Genomic DNA, 15,527 nt, shown 5'->3' with positions numbered 1-15,527 from the left:
CGTGCAATCGCAAGGCGGTGGGGGCACCTCCCAGCGGTAGCTGGGGGAGATCATCCTCGTACTGGACGTACTTGGATGACTCCGACAACTCAGCGTGGGGGCACCTCCCGTGCCCGAAGGGCTACGGGGGAGTGCGTGCCAGGCGTCGCGTGCCAGGCGGGAGTTCTCGAACACGGCCTAGCGCAGCCAGGGGAGGTCCGCGCCGGTGCCCTGCGGCTGGAGCCCCTCGGTCATGATGCGGGTGATCTCGCCCAGCTGGCGCACCTGTTCCGGAGTGAGCCGGTCGAAGATCGCCTGCCGTACGGCCGCGACATGGCCGGGCGCGGCCTTCCGCAGGACGTCGAGTCCCTCGTCCGTCAGGTACGCGTTCTGCCCCCGCTTGTCGGAGGGGCAGTCCTCACGGCGTACCCAGCCGTTCTTCTCCAGGCGGGCGATCGCGTGCGAGAGCCGGGACCGGGTGATCTTGGCGTCCTTGGCGAGCTCGGTCATGCGCAGCCGGCGACGCGGTGCCTCGGCGAGCTGGACGAGCAGGCCGTAGTAGATGTGCGACATACCTGCGTCCCGCTGGAGCTGGCGGTCGAGGCTGTCCTCGAGGAGCGTGGTGGCGTGGAGGTAGGAGCGCCACACGTGCTGTTCCTCGACGGTGAGCCAGCGGGGTTCGCCCGCGTTCGGTGCCGTGTTCATGCATCCACTGTACGACCCATTCTTGAAAGTTTAACTAGATCTGCATAGGCTGATGCGGACAGGAACTTGAAGGTTCAAGCTTGATGGCCCGGGAGGCTCCCGTGAACACTCCGGACGCGACCGGCACCGCCGGCGCCACCGCGGAGCGGATGCCCGCCCTCTATCTCTCGCACGGCGCCCCGCCGCTCGCCGACGACCCGGTCTGGCCCGGCCAGCTCGCCGCCTGGTCGGCGTCGCTGCCCAGGCCCAGGGCGATCCTGATGATCTCCGCCCACTGGGAGGAGGCCCCGCTCGCCCTCGGCGCCACCGGGACGGTCCCGCTCGTGTACGACTTCTGGGGCTTTCCCGAGCACTACTACCAGGTGCGGTACGAGGCCCCCGGCGCCCCCGCACTGGCCGACTCGGTACGGAAGCTGCTGCGCGGCGCCGGTACGCCCGTGCAGGACATCCCGGACCGCGGCCTCGACCACGGCGCGTACGTCCCGCTCGTCGAGATGTTCCCCGGCGCCGACATTCCCGTACTCCAGGTCTCCATGCCGACGCTCGACCCGCAGCGGCTGATGGAGATCGGGCGCAAGCTGGCTCCGCTGCGCGACGAGGGGGTGCTGATCGTGGGCAGCGGGTTCTTCACGCACAATCTGGCGGCTCTGCGGCACGCGGGCGGTGTGCCCGGCTGGTCGGCCGAGTTCGACGACTGGGGGCAGCGGGCGCTCGCCGCCGCCGACGTGGACGCGCTGCTGGACTTCGAGCGCAAGGCGCCGGCGGGGAAGCTGGCGCACCCCCGAACCGAGCACTTCGCGCCGCTCTTCGTGACGCTCGGGGCTTCCGAGGGGGACCTGTCGAGCGGCCGCAGTGTCATCGACGGTTTCTGGATGGGGCTGGCGAAGCGGTCGGTTCAGTTCGGCTAGGGACTGCTTTCCGGATCAGGCCCGGTGTTCCGGATCAGGCCCGGTGTTCTGGATCATGCCCGGCCTTCTGGATCGGGCCGGATCTTCTGGATCAGGCCGGAGCCCGGCAAGATCGCGCGACGAGATCGCCCGGACAGGACCTGGACCCGAACAGGGTCACGCGGACGGTGGTGGCCTGCCGCGACACGTCTCCCGCAGGGCCGGGAGAGGGCCGAATGCCTGATAAAACCCGGATCAAGCTGACGAAACATCTGAATCCGGTGAAGGGCAGACACGCGTGAACCCCACTCCCAAAGCCGATGCCGCGTCCGCGTCACGGGCGGTGCCGTCCGCCGTGGGGTGGCGAGAGCGCTCCTACGACCTCCCCAATCCCCGCCAGGCTCCCGTCCGCCCCCCGGAAGCCGAACCCATCCGCTGGAACGCCGATGCCGCAGTGCGAGCTGCCGTGTGGTCCGCGGTGCTGCTGCTGACCGTCCTCCTTCTGCTGCTGATCCAGCGACTGCCGTGGAACGGTGACCTCGGCCTCCACGCCGCGACGATCGACCGGCTGCGCAGCGATCTGTTCCATCCGGGCAGCCCGCAGGTCGACGCCGACACCGACAGCCCGTACTACTCGCCCTGGACCGTGCTGCTCGCCCTGGTGGCCAAGGCGACCGGAGCCGACACCTTCGCGATGCTGCGGTTCGCAGCCCTGATCACGCTCCCTCTGCTGCTCACCGGCATCGCGCACTTCACCAGGACGCTCAGCGCCCGCCGGGCCGCGCCTCCCCTGGCCGTGCTCTGCCTGCTGCTGCTCTGGGGCCCGCCGCTGCTGGCCTGGAGCGGTTTCCTGGAGCTCGGCTCGCTGGCGCTGGTCATCTCGTACCCGAGCACCTTCGTTGTCGCGCTCTCCTTCCACTTCTGGGCGCTGCTCACCAAGGCGCTGCGCACGGAGGCGTCCTGGCCGGCCTTCCTGGGGCTCGGTCTGATGTGGGCAGTGATCATGCTCAGCCACCAGTTCTCGGGAGTCGTCGCGACCTTCGGGGCGCTGGCAGTGCTGCTCGCCCGGCGGCCGTGGCCCGCCAAGGCGACCTGCCTGCGACTGGGGGCGGGCCTCGTGCTCGGCGTCGTGGTGCTCGCCGTGTGGCCGTACTACTCGTACTTCTCGCTGTTCGGCTTCGAGGGGCTGGAGGACATCCACCAGCCGCTGTACGAGGACATGTTCGCGCGCTTCGGCCTCGCCCTGATCGGGGTCGTAGCCCTGTTGTTCCGGTGGCGCCGGGACAAGCGCGACCCGCTGGTGATCCTCTTCGCCCTGGGTGCGCTGATGGTCGCGGCCGGAGGTCTCACCGGCCACTGGTCGTGGGGCAGGGCGCTGCCCGCGGCGATCATCCCCGCGCAGCTGGCCATCGCCCTCGCGATCGCGGACGCCGGGAGCAAGGCCGTCCGCAACGCTCTCGCGGCGGTCACGGGCGTCGCGCTGCTGTTCGGGGCATGGACCCAGTCCACCGCCCTCGGCTACGTCTTCGTCGGCGAGGCGCTGCCCGAGACCGTACGGGCCAAGGCCTGGCCGTCCTGGGAGGGCCGCGAGTGGGTGACCCACCATGTGAAGCGCGGCGACACCGTCATGACGGAGCACCGCACCAGTCTGATGCTTCCGGCGTACGGCATCTACACCGTCGCCCCCGGCTTCGACGACATCTTCCTGCCGGACCAGGAGGAACGGCATGCCGCCGTTGAGCGCTACTTCGCCCACGACACATCACGCGAGGACCGGCTCGGCATCCTGCACCGCTACCACGCCGAGTGGGTGCTGCGGTCGAGCAACGAGGGCGGTCTGCCCGCGGACGACCCGGCGCTGCGTCTGGTGGGGTGGGGAAACGGCCAGATGCTGTACAAGGTGGTGGACTGACCGGGCGGCCGACCGGTCCGGCTACGCGTTCAGTTCCTTCTCGTACCAGGCCACGTCCCAGTACTCGCCGAACTTCCGCCCGACCTCTTCGTAGGTGCCGATGTGGCGGAAGCCGAAGCGCTCGTGCAGCCTCACCGAGGCCTCGTTCGGCAGGGCGATCCCCGCGTAGGCGCGATGCAGGTCCTCGTCCGCGAGGGCCTCGAACAGCGCCTCGTAGAGGAGCGTACCGGTCCCGCGGCGCCCGGCGTCGGGCGCGCAGTAGACGCTGACCTCCACGGACGTCGAGTACGCGGCCTTCGGGCGGAAGGCGCTGCTGGTTGCGTAACCGAGGATTCGGCCGGAACGGACATCCTGAGCAACCAGAAGGCGGTGCGGGCCGTCTTCAGGGTGGGAGCGCAGCCAGGGGAGGCGTTGCTCGGGGGTGAACACGGCGGTGTCGAAGGTGACGGCCGTGTGCCGCACGTAGTGGTTGTAGAGCTCCGTCAGGGCCGGGAGATCGACCTCCGAGCCCGCCCTGACCTGCACCTCCGTGTGCTCCGGCAGCATCCGTCCTCCTGTCGCGGCGGCACAGGGTACTGCAAGATCACAAAAATCCATGCACCGCGTGGGAATTCTGTCCGGTTTCCAGTCGTTGTTTCCGTCGGATGCAGGGCACCCGGTAAGGGTGTCGCGACCTACTCAGCAAGGGAGCACGCATGGCAACCCGTGCCGTCGCCCGTCGTCAGTCCGCCTCCGCTGGGGCCGATGGGGCGAGCAGTGTTCGCGCCGTGGGCGGGGAGATCGCCGACCGCGACCTGGTCGGCATGTATCTGGACGAGATAGCGCGCACACCGCTGCTCGACGCCGCCAAGGAGGTCGAGCTCTCCCAGACCATCGAAGTCGGGGTGTATGCCCGGCAGATTCTCGACGGCGCCGTGACATCAGCCGCCGCCGAGGCGGGCGAGGGCGGCGCCGGTGCCACGCGCGAGGAGCTCGAGGCCCTGGTCGCCGAGGGCGAGCGCGCCAAGGACATCTTCATCAAGTCGAACCTGCGCCTGGTGGTGGCTGTCGCGCGGCGCTATCCGCGCAGCGGTCTGCCGCTGCTGGACCTGATCCAGGAGGGCAACGCCGGCCTGGTGCGGGCGGTGGAGAAGTTCGACTACGCGAAGGGCTTCAAGTTCTCGACGTATGCGACGTGGTGGATCCGCCAGGCCATCACGCGCTCCATAGCCGACCAGTCCCGGACGATCCGGCTGCCCGTCCACCTGGTGGAGGAGCTGGGCCGGATCCGCCGTGTCCAGCGGGAGTTCAACCGTGAGCACGGGCGCGAGCCCGAGCCCGCCGAGGTCGCCGAGGAGCTGGGTTCCACCCCGGAGCGGGTCATCGACGTGCTGGACTGGGCCCGCGACCCGGTCTCGCTCAACATGTCGGTGGACGACGAGGGCGAGACGCAGTTCGGCGATCTGCTGGAGGACACCTCCGCGGTGTCGCCCGAGCAGTCGGTGATGACACTGCTGCGCAGCGAGGAGCTCGACGACCTGATCGACAAGCTCGATCACCGTACGGCGTCGATCATCCGCATGCGGTACGGCATCGAGGACGGCCGTGAGCGCACGCTGACGGAGGTCGGCAAGGAGCACGGCCTGACGCGCGAGCGCATACGCCAGATCGAGAAGCACGCGCTGCTGGAGCTGAAGCGGATGGCCCGGGACACGGGCTTCGACGCGGCGGCGTAGCGAGGTGGGGGGCTTCGCCTCCCACATCCCGAGCGGACCCCGGCACCCTTCCCCCCCGGTGTCGGGGTCCTTGTCGTCACGTCGTTACGTCGTCACGGTCGTCACGGTCCTCACGCCCTCGGGGTGAGCTCGCCGCCCGGGTGAGCCGGGCACCGAGCTCCGTGAGGTAGTCGGACAGTGGCGGCGGGCCGTGGACCGTGAACTCGCAGTCGACCAGCGCCAGTCGCAGGGCCAGCCACTCCAGCGAGTCCTGTGACCGGGTGCGCAGCCGGCAGGTGCCGGGGCCGGTCTGCTCGGGGGTGCCGAGGTAGTCCGGCAGGCGGGCGGCGACGAACTCCGCGGGCGCCTCGAAGGTCACGTCCAGCGCGTGCTCCGGCTGTTTCCGGGACATGGAGTGGGAGAGCAGTTTCGAGGCGTCCCAGCCGGCCGGCACCTCGCGCGGCGTGTAGCGGGCCCCCGTCGCAAAGGGATCGCTGACCCGGTCCACCCGGAACGTACGCCAGTCGTCCCGCCCGTTGTCGTACGCGACCAGGTACCAGCGCCGCCCCGTCGAGACCAGCCGGTACGGCTCGACCAGCCGCTTCGTCTCCGTACCGTCGCCCGAGCGGTAGCCGAAGCGCAGCTGCTCCCGGCCGGTGACCGTCGCCGCGATGGCGGTGAGCGTGTGCGGGTCGACGGTCGCTCCGTCGCCGCGGGTGAAGGGGATCATCGCGTTCTGGAGCGTCGATACCCGGTGGCGCAGCCGCGACGGCAGCACCTGCTCCAGCTTCGCCAGGGCGCGTACGGATGCCTCGTCGACGCCCTCGATCGCATGGCCGGCGCCCGCCCGCAGCCCCACCGCGATCGCGACGGCCTCCTCGTCGTCGAGGAGCAGCGGCGGCATGGCCGCGCCCGCGACCAGCCGGTACCCGCCGACCGCACCTCTCGTCGCCTCGACCGGATAGCCGAGATCGCGCAGCCGGTCGATGTCCCGGCGGATCGTCCGCGGGCTGACCTGGAGCCGCTCGGCAAGCTCGCTGCCCGGCCACTCGCGCGGGGTCTGGAGGAGGGACAGCAGATTCAGCAGTCGTGCCGGGGTGTCTGTCATACGTCCCAGACTGTCAATCTTCTAGGACATCAGCTGACCTATATCCCGATTAGCTTCCTCGTCATGAGCTCCCACGACGCCGTACGGGATACGGCCCCCGTCTCCGCCCCCGACTCCGCTGCCGCTGCCGACCGGCGCCGCTGGATAGCCCTGGCCATCGTGATGACGGCCGCCTTCATGGACCTGGTCGACGTCACCATCGTCAACATCGCGATCCCGTCGATCGAGCGCGATCTCGGCGCTTCGTTCGGCGCGATCCAGTGGATCACCGCCGGCTACGCGCTGGCGTTCGCCGCCGGCCTGATCACGGGCGGCCGGCTCGGCGACATCTTCGGCCGCAAGCGGCTGTTCCTGATCGGTATCACGGGCTTTACGTTCGCCTCCGCGCTGTGCGGTTTCGCCTCCGGCGTCGAGATGCTGGTCACCGCGCGACTGCTGCAGGGCGCGATGGCCGCGATGATGGTGCCGCAGGTGCTCGCGATCATCCATGTGACCTTCCCTCCGCACGAGCGCGGCAAGGTCTTCGGCATGTTCGGCGCGATCGTCGGGCTCGGGGCCGTTTCCGGTCCGCTGCTCGGCGCGCTGCTGACCCAGTGGAACCTGTTCGGTCTGGAGTGGCGGCCGATCTTCCTGATCAACCTGCCGGTCGGAATCGCCGGCGTCCTCCTCGGCCGTAAGTTCATCACCGAGTCGCGTGCCGAGAAGGCACTCCGCCTCGACCTGGTCGGCGTCGCGCTCGCCACGCTCGGCCTGCTGATGCTGATCTACCCGCTCACGCGCGGCCGTGAGCTGGACTGGCCTCTGTGGGGCCACCTGTGCATGGTGGGCAGCCCGTTCGTGTTCGCCGTGTTCGTGGCGTACGAGAAGCGGAAGACGCGCAAGGACGGCTCGCCGCTCGTCGAGCTGTCGCTGTTCAAGGTGAAGAGCTTCGCCGCAGGTATCGCGGTCCAGCTGACCTTCGGTGTCGTCATGGGCATCTTCTTCCTGGTCTGGACCCTGTACATGCAGGTCGGCCTGGGCTGGAGCCCGCTCAAGGCGGGTCTGACCGGTGTGCCGTTCTCCATCGCCGTGTCGCTCGCGGCCGGGATGTCCGTACAGAAGCTGGTGCCGCGTTTCGGGCGGAAGGTGCTGCAGGCGGGTGCGCTGACCATGGCGGCCGGGCTGCTGGTCTATATCTGGGAGGCCGGGCGGTACGGCACGGGGATCCACTCCTGGCAGATGATCGCGCCGCTCGTGATCATGGGTCTCGGCATGGGGCTCATCGTCGCTCCGCTGACGGACGCGGTGCTGTCCGATGTCCCGCGTGAGCACGCCGGTTCGGCGTCCGGGCTGATCAACACCACCACGCAGATGGGCAACGCGCTGGGGCTGGGCCTGGTCTCGGTGGTCTTCTTCGGGGTCATCGACGACAAGCGGCCGGCGTCGCCGGGCGAGGTCGGTGCGGCGTTCTCGGACGCGTTCCAGGGCTCGCTGTGGTGGGTCGTGGCGGTGCTTGCGGTGATCTTCGTGGTGATGTTCGCGCTGCCGGCGCGGCCGAAGCAGCACCTGGAGGGCGGAGCGGCCGTCGGCGAGGCCGGGGCGCCGGACAGTGAGCTGCCGGAGGGCGAGCGGGAGCCGGCGCTGACGCACTGAGCGTGCGCAGCGGCGAGGGCCCGGTGCCGGGGACGTTCCCCGGTGCCGGGCCGCCGTGTGTCCCGGGCCCTGGCGCGCGCCGGCGCGCGCCAGGTGCCGGGTGCCCGGTGCCGGGCGAGGTGGGCGCACTGTACCGGTGCGTGTGCCCTGCGTGGCGTCAGGCCCGAATGTGTCCGTCTGTTGCCCGAGTCTGTTTACTTTGCGCAAATCTGGGCGTAGCCTGGCGGTGAAGCCACAGGTTCGGGCATGGAATGGACGTAAACCCACATGTACGCTCCCGAGCGCCAGCAGCAGATCCTCCGGCTCGCCCGTGAGGGCGGGCGGGTCGAAGTGCTGTCTCTCGCCGACGAGTTCCAGGTGACCGCCGAGACCATCCGGCGCGATCTCAAGGCGCTCGACCGGGCCGGGCTCGTCCGACGCGTGCACGGTGGAGCCATCCCGGCCGGGCGGCTCGACTTCGAGCCGGACCTCTCCGAGCGGGAGGCCACCGCAGCCGATGAGAAGGACCGCATCGCGCGGGCCGCGCTCGCCGAGCTGCCCGAGGACGGCAGCGTCATCCTCGACGCCGGCTCCACGGTGGCGCGGCTGGCGGCGGCCTTCCCGCTGGAGTGCTCGCTCACGGTCGTCACCCACGCGCTGCCCGTCGCCGCCCGGCTCGCCGACCACCCCGGCATCGACCTGCATCTGGTCGGCGGCCGGGTCCGGCAGCGCACGCGCGCCGCCGTCGATGCCTGGGCGCTGCGGGCGTACGGGGAGATCCGCGCCGATGTCGTCTTCCTCGGGGCCAACGGCTTCTCGGTGGACGGCGGGCTGACCACGCCCGACCTCGCCGAGGCCGCCGTCAAGCGCGCCGTCGTCTCGGCGGCGCGGCGCGTGGTGCTCCTCGCCGACTCCGCCAAATACGGCGAGGAGCACTTCGCCCGCTTCGCAGGCCTGTCCGACGTCGATCTCCTCATCACCGACAGCGGGCTCAGCCCCGAGGACGCCGCGGCCATCGAGGCCGTGGGGACGGAAGTAGTACGCACATGATTCTCACGGTCACGCCGAACCCGTCGCTGGACCGGACCTACGAGGTCCCGGCCCTGGAGCGCGGCGAAGTGCTGCGGGCCGCCGGCGAACGCATGGACCCCGGCGGCAAGGGCGTCAACGTCTCGCGGGCGGTCGCGGCCGCCGGGCACCGTACCGTCGCCGTCCTGCCGCTCGGCGGAGCGCCCGGCGCGCTCGTCGCGGAGCTGCTCGCGGGCGAGGGGATCGAGGTCGCCCCGGTGGAGGTCGAGGGTGCGACGCGTTCCAACATCGCGCTGGCGGAGCCGGACGGCACTCTGACGAAGATCAACGCGCCGGGTCCGAGACTGACGCCCGCGGAATCACGGTCCCTGCTGGCGGCGGTCTCCGCACACTCTTCCTCCGCGGCCTGGATCGCCTGCTGCGGCAGCCTGCCGCGCGGCCTGGCCCCCTCCTGGTACGCCGAGCTGGTCGCCCTCGCCCATGAGTCGGGCGCGCGGATCGCCCTCGACACGTCCGGTCCGTCCCTGCTCGCCGCCCTCTCCGCCCGCCCCGATGTCGTCAAGCCGAACGCCGATGAGCTCGCCGAGGCGGTCGGCCGCCCGCTGGCCACGGTCGGCGACGCCGTGAAGGCCGCGGAGGAGCTCCGCTCGCTCGGTGCGGGAACGGTGCTGGCCAGCCTGGGCGCGGACGGGCAGCTGCTCGTCTCCGGCACGGGTGTCCTCTACGGCGCCGCATCCGTCGCCGCCGTACGGAGCAACGTCGGCGCCGGCGACGCGTCCCTGGCCGGCTTTCTGGCGGCGGGCGGCGAGGGCGTGCCCGCCCTGGTCGCCGCGGTCGCCCACGGCGCCGCCGCCGTGCAACTTCCGGGCAGCGTGATGCCCACGCCGTCCGACCTCGATCCCGCCGCGGTCCTGGTGACCGCGGACGTCCCCCTGGACCGCGTACTCACGGAGCATGGGAGCCCGCGATGAGCGACATGATCACCGCGGACCTGGTCGACCTCGACCTGGCCGCCGCGACGAAGGAAGAGGCGGCCCGTTCGCTCGCCGAGCGCATGGTCGCGCTCGGCCGCGTCACCGACCTCGACGGCTTTCTCGGCGACGTCGCCGCGCGCGAGGCCCAGATGCCGACGGGCCTGGACGGCGGCATCGGCATCCCCCACTGCCGCAGCGCGCATGTCTCCGAACCCACCCTGGCGTTCGGCCGCCCCTCCACCCCCGTCGACTTCGGTGCCCCTGACGGCCCCGCCGATCTCATCTTCCTGATAGCGGCGCCCGCCGGCGCCGACGACGCCCACCTCACGATCCTCTCCTCCCTCGCCCGTCGCCTGATGGACGCGGACTTCACCTCCGCTCTTCGCGCGACGGCCTCGACAACCACTGCCGCGGCGCTCGTCCGTGGCGACATCGAGCCGTCCGAGGCGGCGGCCACCGAGGCGGCGGAGGCGGCGGCGACCGAGGCGGCGGAGGCGGCGGCCACCGAGGTGGCGGACGCGGCGGCAACGGCGGCGGCCACCGCGGCCGTTGAGGGCGAGGGGCCGGCGGCGGAGGCTCAGGAGCGTCTCGTGGGTACTGGGGGTCCCGGGGGGCCGGCGGGAGCGGCCGGACGGTTCCGGATCGTCGCCGTCACCTCCTGCCCCACCGGTATCGCCCACACCTTCATGGCCGCGGAAGCTCTGGAACGGGCCGGCCAGGAAGCCGGTGTCGAGGTCGCCGTCGAGACCCAGGGGTCCGCCGGGTTCACCCGGCTCGATCCCGCCGTCATCGCGGGCGCGGACGGGGTGATCTTCGCGCACGACGTTCCCGTACGGGAGAGGGAACGGTTCGCCGGAAAGCCCGTCGTGGACGTCGGTGTGAAGGCCGGGATCAGCCGGGCCGGCGAGCTCATCGCCGAGGTACAGGACAAGGCCGCCCACCGGGACGAGGCCGCCCACGGCGAGGTGACCGACGCCGCGGAGCTCAGTCCCGTCGAGCGCGGCGGCGAGCCCGGCGAGGGCTATGGCACCAAGCTCCGCAAGTGGCTGATGTCCGGCGTCAGTTACATGATCCCGTTCGTCGCCGCAGGCGGCCTGCTCATCGCCCTCGGCTTCGCCATCGGCGGCTACGAGATCGCGAGTGCCAAGTCCGTGGCCGACGTCTTCGTCTGGGGCGACCACACCAGCTGGGCCGCGCTGCTCTTCCAGATCGGCGGGCTCGCGTTCAGCTTCCTGATCCCGGTCCTCGCCGGATACATCGCGTACGGAATGGCCGACCGTCCCGGCCTCGTCCCGGGCTTCGTCGGCGGCGCGATCGCCATCACCATCAAGGCGGGCTTCCTCGGCGGACTGGCCGCCGGACTGCTCGCGGGCGCCGTCGTCCTCGCGATCCAGAAGGTCAAGGTGCCCGACGTCCTGCGCGGCATCATGCCGGTCGTCGTGATCCCGCTGGTCTCCTCGGTGGTCGTCGGCTTCCTGATGTTCCTGGTGATCGGCAAGCCGCTCGCCACGCTCCAACAGGCCCTCACCAACTGGCTGAACGGCCTCACCGGAGCCAACGCGATCATCCTCGGCGTGATCCTCGGCCTGATGATGTGCTTCGACCTGGGCGGCCCGCTCAACAAGGTCGCCTACACCTTCGCCGTCGGCGGCCTCGCCAACGCCACCGACGGCTCCCTCAAGGTCATGGCGGCCGTGATGGCCGCGGGCATGGTGCCGCCGCTGGCGATGGCGCTGGCGACGACCGTGCGCGGCAAGCTGTTCACCAAGGCCGAGCGGGAGAACGGCAAGGCGGCCTGGGTGCTGGGCGCTTCGTTCATCACGGAGGGCGCGATCCCGTTCGCCGCGGCCGATCCGCTGCGGGTCATCCCGTCGGTGATGGTGGGCGGCGCGGTCACCGGCGCCTTGTCGATGGCTTTCGACTGCACCCTGCGCGCCCCGCACGGCGGCATCTTCGTGGTCCCGCTGATCGGCAACCCGTTCCTCTACCTGCTCGCCATCCTCGCCGGCACCACGGTCAGCGCGGGTCTCGTCATCCTGCTGAAGGGCATGCGCAAGTCGTCAGAGGCCGCTCGGTCCGCCCCTGCCGCGGCCGAGAAGCCCACGGTGGTCGCGGCGGTCTGAGGCGTGCCGCGGGCCTGCGGCGGTCCGAGTCCGCGCCCCGGGCGCCCGTCCGTCAGCGCACCCGCGCGCGAAGCTCCATCGCTTCGCGCGCGGTGCGTTCGTCGGCGTACACCTCGCACATATGGCGGCCGTCGGGTGTGGCCGTGTGCTCCACCTCCCACAGGCTCAGCTCCGTGCCGTCGAGCAGCAGGAACGCGTGCTCGTAGAGCGTGAACCCCGCGTCCCGCCCGTCGACCAGGCACTGCCGGCCGAACGCCTGGCTGATGTGGTGCGCGAACGCCGCCCGCAGCAGCCGGGCTGTCACATCGCCCGGCCGGTCCGGGTTCTCGGCGCGGCGCAGCAGCCGGCGGGCGTGGTCCGGGGAGTCGTCGGGGACGTACCTGTGCGCGGGGGCGGCCGGAGGAGGGGCCAGCAGCCTGCCGAGCAGCTCCAGATCGGCGTCGAGACCGTCGTCGAAGCCGCTGCCGTCCGCCCCGCCCGGCCGCTCCTGACACGCGGTGCGCAGCCGCGACGCGGCGAGCCGCGCCTCCGCCTCCTCCGTGTACAGCTCGTGCTGCCGGACACCGTCCCGTCCGGTGTTGTGTACCAGCTCCCAGAGGGTGAGGGTGGAGCCGTCCGCCAGCAGATACGTGTGCCGGTAGGTCGTGCGGTGCAGGGCAGCGCTGTGGTGCGAGGAGTGCAGTGAACTGGCATGCGTCAGCGCGGATTCGAGCCGGTCGACCATGGTGTCGGGAAGATCGAAGGAGTTCAGTGCCCGACCCAGGAGGCGCTCGAGGTGCGTCTCGGTTGTCTCGCACGGATCGTTCAAGATGGTTCTCCAGGCCGTTGCCATACGTCACTTGGTGACTGCTTAACGTAGTCCCTGGTTCGGACATCGCGTCCGGGGTTCGGGAAAACGAACGGCGCGGGCACAAAGTTTCCGCGTTTCCGCGCGCCCGTGCGCGCCCTCACAACTCCCTTGCGCTGTCGGTCAGTCCGCACTCCGGTTCGTGCCCTGGGCCTTGCCCTGCGCCTTGCTCTGCGCCTTGTCATGCGCTTTGTCCGTGCCGAGTCCGTACAGCTCGCCGTACGAGGGGAAGGCGCCGCCCGGGCCCGCCACGCTTCGTGCCGCGAGCACCGCGCGCACGATGGCCCGTGTCACGACGTCCGCGCCCGCCGCGAGGACTGCGTTGAGGGCGAGCGGATGGCTGTCGAGGGGGCGTGCGCAGGTGGCGAGGGCGAAGACGGTGTCGCCGTCATTGAGGAGATGGACCGGGCGCACGGCGCGCGCGATGCCGTCGTGCGCCGTCCCGGCGAGCTTCTGCGCCTGGGCGCGGGTCAGTTCGGCATCGGTGGCGACGACGGCGAGCGTGGTGTTCAGCGGCGGGCCGCCCAGCTCCGCGGTCTCGGCGAGTCGGTGCAGTGCCGCTGCGTGGACCTCGGGGGAGGGCGGGACCGGACGCTCGCCCGTGAAGTGCTGCCCGTACAGCACGCCGGTGGCCGGGTCGACCGCCGAGCCCGCCGCATTGGCGACGACCAGCGCGGCGATCGTGGCCCCATCGGGCAGTACGGTGCTCGCCGTGCCGATGCCGCCCTTGATGCGGCCCACCACCGCGCCCGTCCCGGCACCGACGCCGCCCTCCTCGACCGGCGCGCCCGGCTCCGTACGCGCCGCCGCTTCCACGGCCGCGCGTCCGGTCGCCGCGTCCGGCCGGGCCCGCCAGTCGCCGCCGCGGCCCAGATCGAAGACACAGGCGGCCGGGACGACCGGCACGACGTGGCCGGGCTCGCGGCCCACCCGGACACCGCGGCCCTGCTCCTCCAGCCACGCCATCACGCCGGACGCGGAGTCCAGGCCGAATGCGCTGCCGCCGGTCAGGACGACCGCCTCGACGCGCTGCACCAGATTGCGGGGGTCGAGCGCGTCGGTCTCCCGGGTGCCGGGGCCGCCTCCCCGTACGTCCACCGCGGCGATCGCCCCGCCCTCGGGTGCGAGGACGACGGTGGTGCCGCTGAGGGAGCCCTCCCCGGACAGGCGGGCATGACCGACCCGGAGGCCGGCTACGTCGGTCAGTGCGTCGTTCGGTGCCTTGTCTGCCATGGACCCTGGGTATCACGCGTGCCGGGACGGCGAACCCGACCCGGACGGGGCCGGCCCGTGGCATCGATCACCCTGCCGGGGGACCGGTGACGGCCGGTGGCCGGGGGCGGCTCGCGCGATGCGCCAGCGTTTCGCCGGCCGCGACGGTGGCCGCCGCGACCAGACCGGCCGCGAGCACCGCCCACTCACCCGCGAAGGTGCAGGCCAGGATCGCCAGTGCCGAGACGGGCAGGGTCAGTTGCTGCAGGATGCCGCGCTTGAAGTGACGTGCGTGCAGCAGCCAGACGGTGAGCAGGAACGCCGCCGTGGGCAGGGTGACCGCGGCCGCCGCGGCCGTCACCGAGATCTGGGACTTGTGGATCGCCGTCTCGATCGCGACCTCCAGGCCAGCGCCGATGGCTGCGGCGGACGCGAAGATCACGTAGTGGCCGTAACCCCACAGGAACGCCTCCCTGTTGGAGGACAGCCGGGCATGGGCGGGGACGGCGAAGTAGATCCACCAGGCCGCGAACACGATCAGCAGCCCGCCCACCGCGATCGGCGCGAGAGCCCCCAGCTCGTCGCTCTCGTCGAGCGCCGAACGCACGCCCATCGTGGCAGCGAGGATCGTCTCGCCGAGCACGATGATGGTGAACAGGCCGTAGCGCTCGGCGATGTGGTGGGCGTGCCAACTGGTGGCCAGCGAGCGCTCGGCGATCGGCGGTACGGCCATCTCGGCGATCGCCATCACCAGGAACACCCACACCCGTACGTTCTCGGGGAATACGACCAGCCCCAGCCAGCCGATCTGGCAGAGGGTGATCCCCACGGCGTACCGCAGCGCCGTCGCCCGCTCCGCGCCCCGCGTCGAGGCCGCGGCCCTCAGCCACTGTGTGACCAGCGCGAGCCGCATGACCACGTAGCCGAGGAAGACGACCAGGAAGTCCTGGTCGAGGAAGGCGCGGGAGATCCCGGCCGCGAGGATCAGCACGCCGGCGATCTGGACGAGCGTCACCACCCGGTACGGGACGTCGTCCGTGTCGTACGCGGAGGCGAACCAGGTGAAGTTCATCCAGGCCCACCAGATCGCGAAGAACACCATCACGTAGCTGATCACGCCGTCCGCGGCGTGGTTCCCGGCCACGGCGTGAACCAGTTGCATCCCTGCCTGCGACACGGCGACGACGAAGCAGAGGTCGAAGAAGAGTTCCAGCGGGGTCGCGGCGCGGTGCGCCTCGTCGCGGCGGCGTGCACGCATGGGGCGCACCGCCCCCGAGCCGCCGCCCGCGGCCGATGCGGATGCGGAAGTGGAGGTCATGCGTCCAGCACACCAGAGCGAGCGGAGCGGCGTGGCGAGACGCGCACTCTCGTCTGTCTTCATGGGCGTGTCCTGACGGGCGTGTCCTCATGGGCCTGTCTTCACGCGCCTGTCTTTCACGAGCCCTG

At 71.2% G+C, this 15,527-nt stretch carries 13 protein-coding genes; 7 read left to right on the top strand and 6 right to left on the bottom strand.

The window, feature by feature from the left end:
* Positions 1 to 177 precede the first annotated feature (177 nt).
* The gene (locus AC0699_RS25610) at positions 178 to 684 is read right to left on the bottom strand and encodes a MarR family winged helix-turn-helix transcriptional regulator (RefSeq protein ID WP_478664359.1); all 507 of its coding nucleotides are present in this window, start codon (positions 682 to 684) and stop codon (positions 178 to 180) included.
* Between the two features lie 149 nt (positions 685 to 833).
* On the opposite strand from AC0699_RS25610, the gene AC0699_RS25605 reads away from it, so the two are divergent.
* Positions 834 to 1,592 (top strand): dioxygenase family protein, encoded by a 759-nt coding sequence (locus tag AC0699_RS25605; protein ID WP_478664439.1) that lies wholly within the window; start codon positions 834 to 836, stop codon positions 1,590 to 1,592.
* A gap of 409 nt (positions 1,593 to 2,001) precedes the next feature.
* Entirely contained in the window at positions 2,002 to 3,483 is a 1,482-nt protein-coding gene (locus AC0699_RS25600; protein WP_478664437.1) for a hypothetical protein, read from the top strand.
* 21 nt (positions 3,484 to 3,504) lie between these two features.
* Here the strand turns inward: AC0699_RS25600 and AC0699_RS25595 are convergent, their stop codons facing one another.
* Positions 3,505 to 4,029, bottom strand: coding sequence for an N-acetyltransferase family protein (locus tag AC0699_RS25595; RefSeq protein WP_478664354.1), 525 nt, complete (start codon positions 4,027 to 4,029; stop codon positions 3,505 to 3,507).
* Positions 4,030 to 4,178: 149 nt separating this feature from the next.
* Between AC0699_RS25595 and AC0699_RS25590 the strand changes: the two genes are divergently transcribed.
* Positions 4,179 to 5,198, top strand: a complete 1,020-nt coding sequence (locus tag AC0699_RS25590) for a sigma-70 family RNA polymerase sigma factor (RefSeq protein WP_478664351.1) — start codon at positions 4,179 to 4,181, stop codon at positions 5,196 to 5,198.
* A 76-nt stretch (positions 5,199 to 5,274) separates the two neighbouring features.
* Here the strand turns inward: AC0699_RS25590 and AC0699_RS25585 are convergent, their stop codons facing one another.
* Positions 5,275 to 6,285 carry a helix-turn-helix transcriptional regulator gene (locus tag AC0699_RS25585; protein ID WP_478664349.1) on the bottom strand — a complete coding sequence of 337 codons (1,011 nt, stop codon included), beginning with the start codon at positions 6,283 to 6,285 and terminating at the stop codon, positions 5,275 to 5,277.
* Between the two features lie 63 nt (positions 6,286 to 6,348).
* Here AC0699_RS25585 and AC0699_RS25580 point away from each other — a divergent pair, with 63 nt between their 5' ends.
* From AC0699_RS25580 to AC0699_RS25565, 4 genes are all read left to right on the top strand, one after another.
* Positions 6,349 to 7,917, top strand: a complete 1,569-nt coding sequence (locus AC0699_RS25580) for an MFS transporter (protein WP_478664347.1) — start codon at positions 6,349 to 6,351, stop codon at positions 7,915 to 7,917.
* A gap of 267 nt (positions 7,918 to 8,184) precedes the next feature.
* Positions 8,185 to 8,946 (top strand): DeoR/GlpR family DNA-binding transcription regulator, encoded by a 762-nt coding sequence (locus tag AC0699_RS25575; protein ID WP_478664344.1) that lies wholly within the window; start codon positions 8,185 to 8,187, stop codon positions 8,944 to 8,946.
* Positions 8,943 to 9,896 (top strand): 1-phosphofructokinase, encoded by a 954-nt coding sequence (gene pfkB / locus AC0699_RS25570; RefSeq protein WP_478664341.1) that lies wholly within the window; start codon positions 8,943 to 8,945, stop codon positions 9,894 to 9,896. The genes AC0699_RS25575 and pfkB overlap by 4 nt, the downstream gene beginning before the upstream one ends.
* Positions 9,893 to 12,022 carry a PTS fructose transporter subunit IIABC gene (locus tag AC0699_RS25565; protein ID WP_478664339.1) on the top strand — a complete coding sequence of 710 codons (2,130 nt, stop codon included), beginning with the start codon at positions 9,893 to 9,895 and terminating at the stop codon, positions 12,020 to 12,022. The genes pfkB and AC0699_RS25565 overlap by 4 nt, the downstream gene beginning before the upstream one ends.
* A 52-nt stretch (positions 12,023 to 12,074) precedes the next feature.
* Here the strand turns inward: AC0699_RS25565 and AC0699_RS25560 are convergent, their stop codons facing one another.
* The 3 genes from AC0699_RS25560 to AC0699_RS25550 form a co-directional block, all read right to left on the bottom strand.
* Positions 12,075 to 12,830 (bottom strand): DUF6227 family protein, encoded by a 756-nt coding sequence (locus tag AC0699_RS25560; RefSeq protein ID WP_478664338.1) that lies wholly within the window; start codon positions 12,828 to 12,830, stop codon positions 12,075 to 12,077.
* A 162-nt stretch (positions 12,831 to 12,992) separates the two neighbouring features.
* Positions 12,993 to 14,102 carry a P1 family peptidase gene (locus AC0699_RS25555; protein WP_478664336.1) on the bottom strand — a complete coding sequence of 370 codons (1,110 nt, stop codon included), beginning with the start codon at positions 14,100 to 14,102 and terminating at the stop codon, positions 12,993 to 12,995.
* Between the two features lie 67 nt (positions 14,103 to 14,169).
* Positions 14,170 to 15,399 (bottom strand): low temperature requirement protein A, encoded by a 1,230-nt coding sequence (locus AC0699_RS25550; RefSeq protein ID WP_478664334.1) that lies wholly within the window; start codon positions 15,397 to 15,399, stop codon positions 14,170 to 14,172.
* Positions 15,400 to 15,527: the final 128 nt, after the last annotated feature.

The sequence above is a fragment of the Streptomyces sp. NPDC043870 genome (assembly GCF_056435785.1).
The sequence above is the reverse complement of the archived record's forward strand: the minus strand, read 5'-3'. Positions and strand labels throughout refer to the sequence as shown.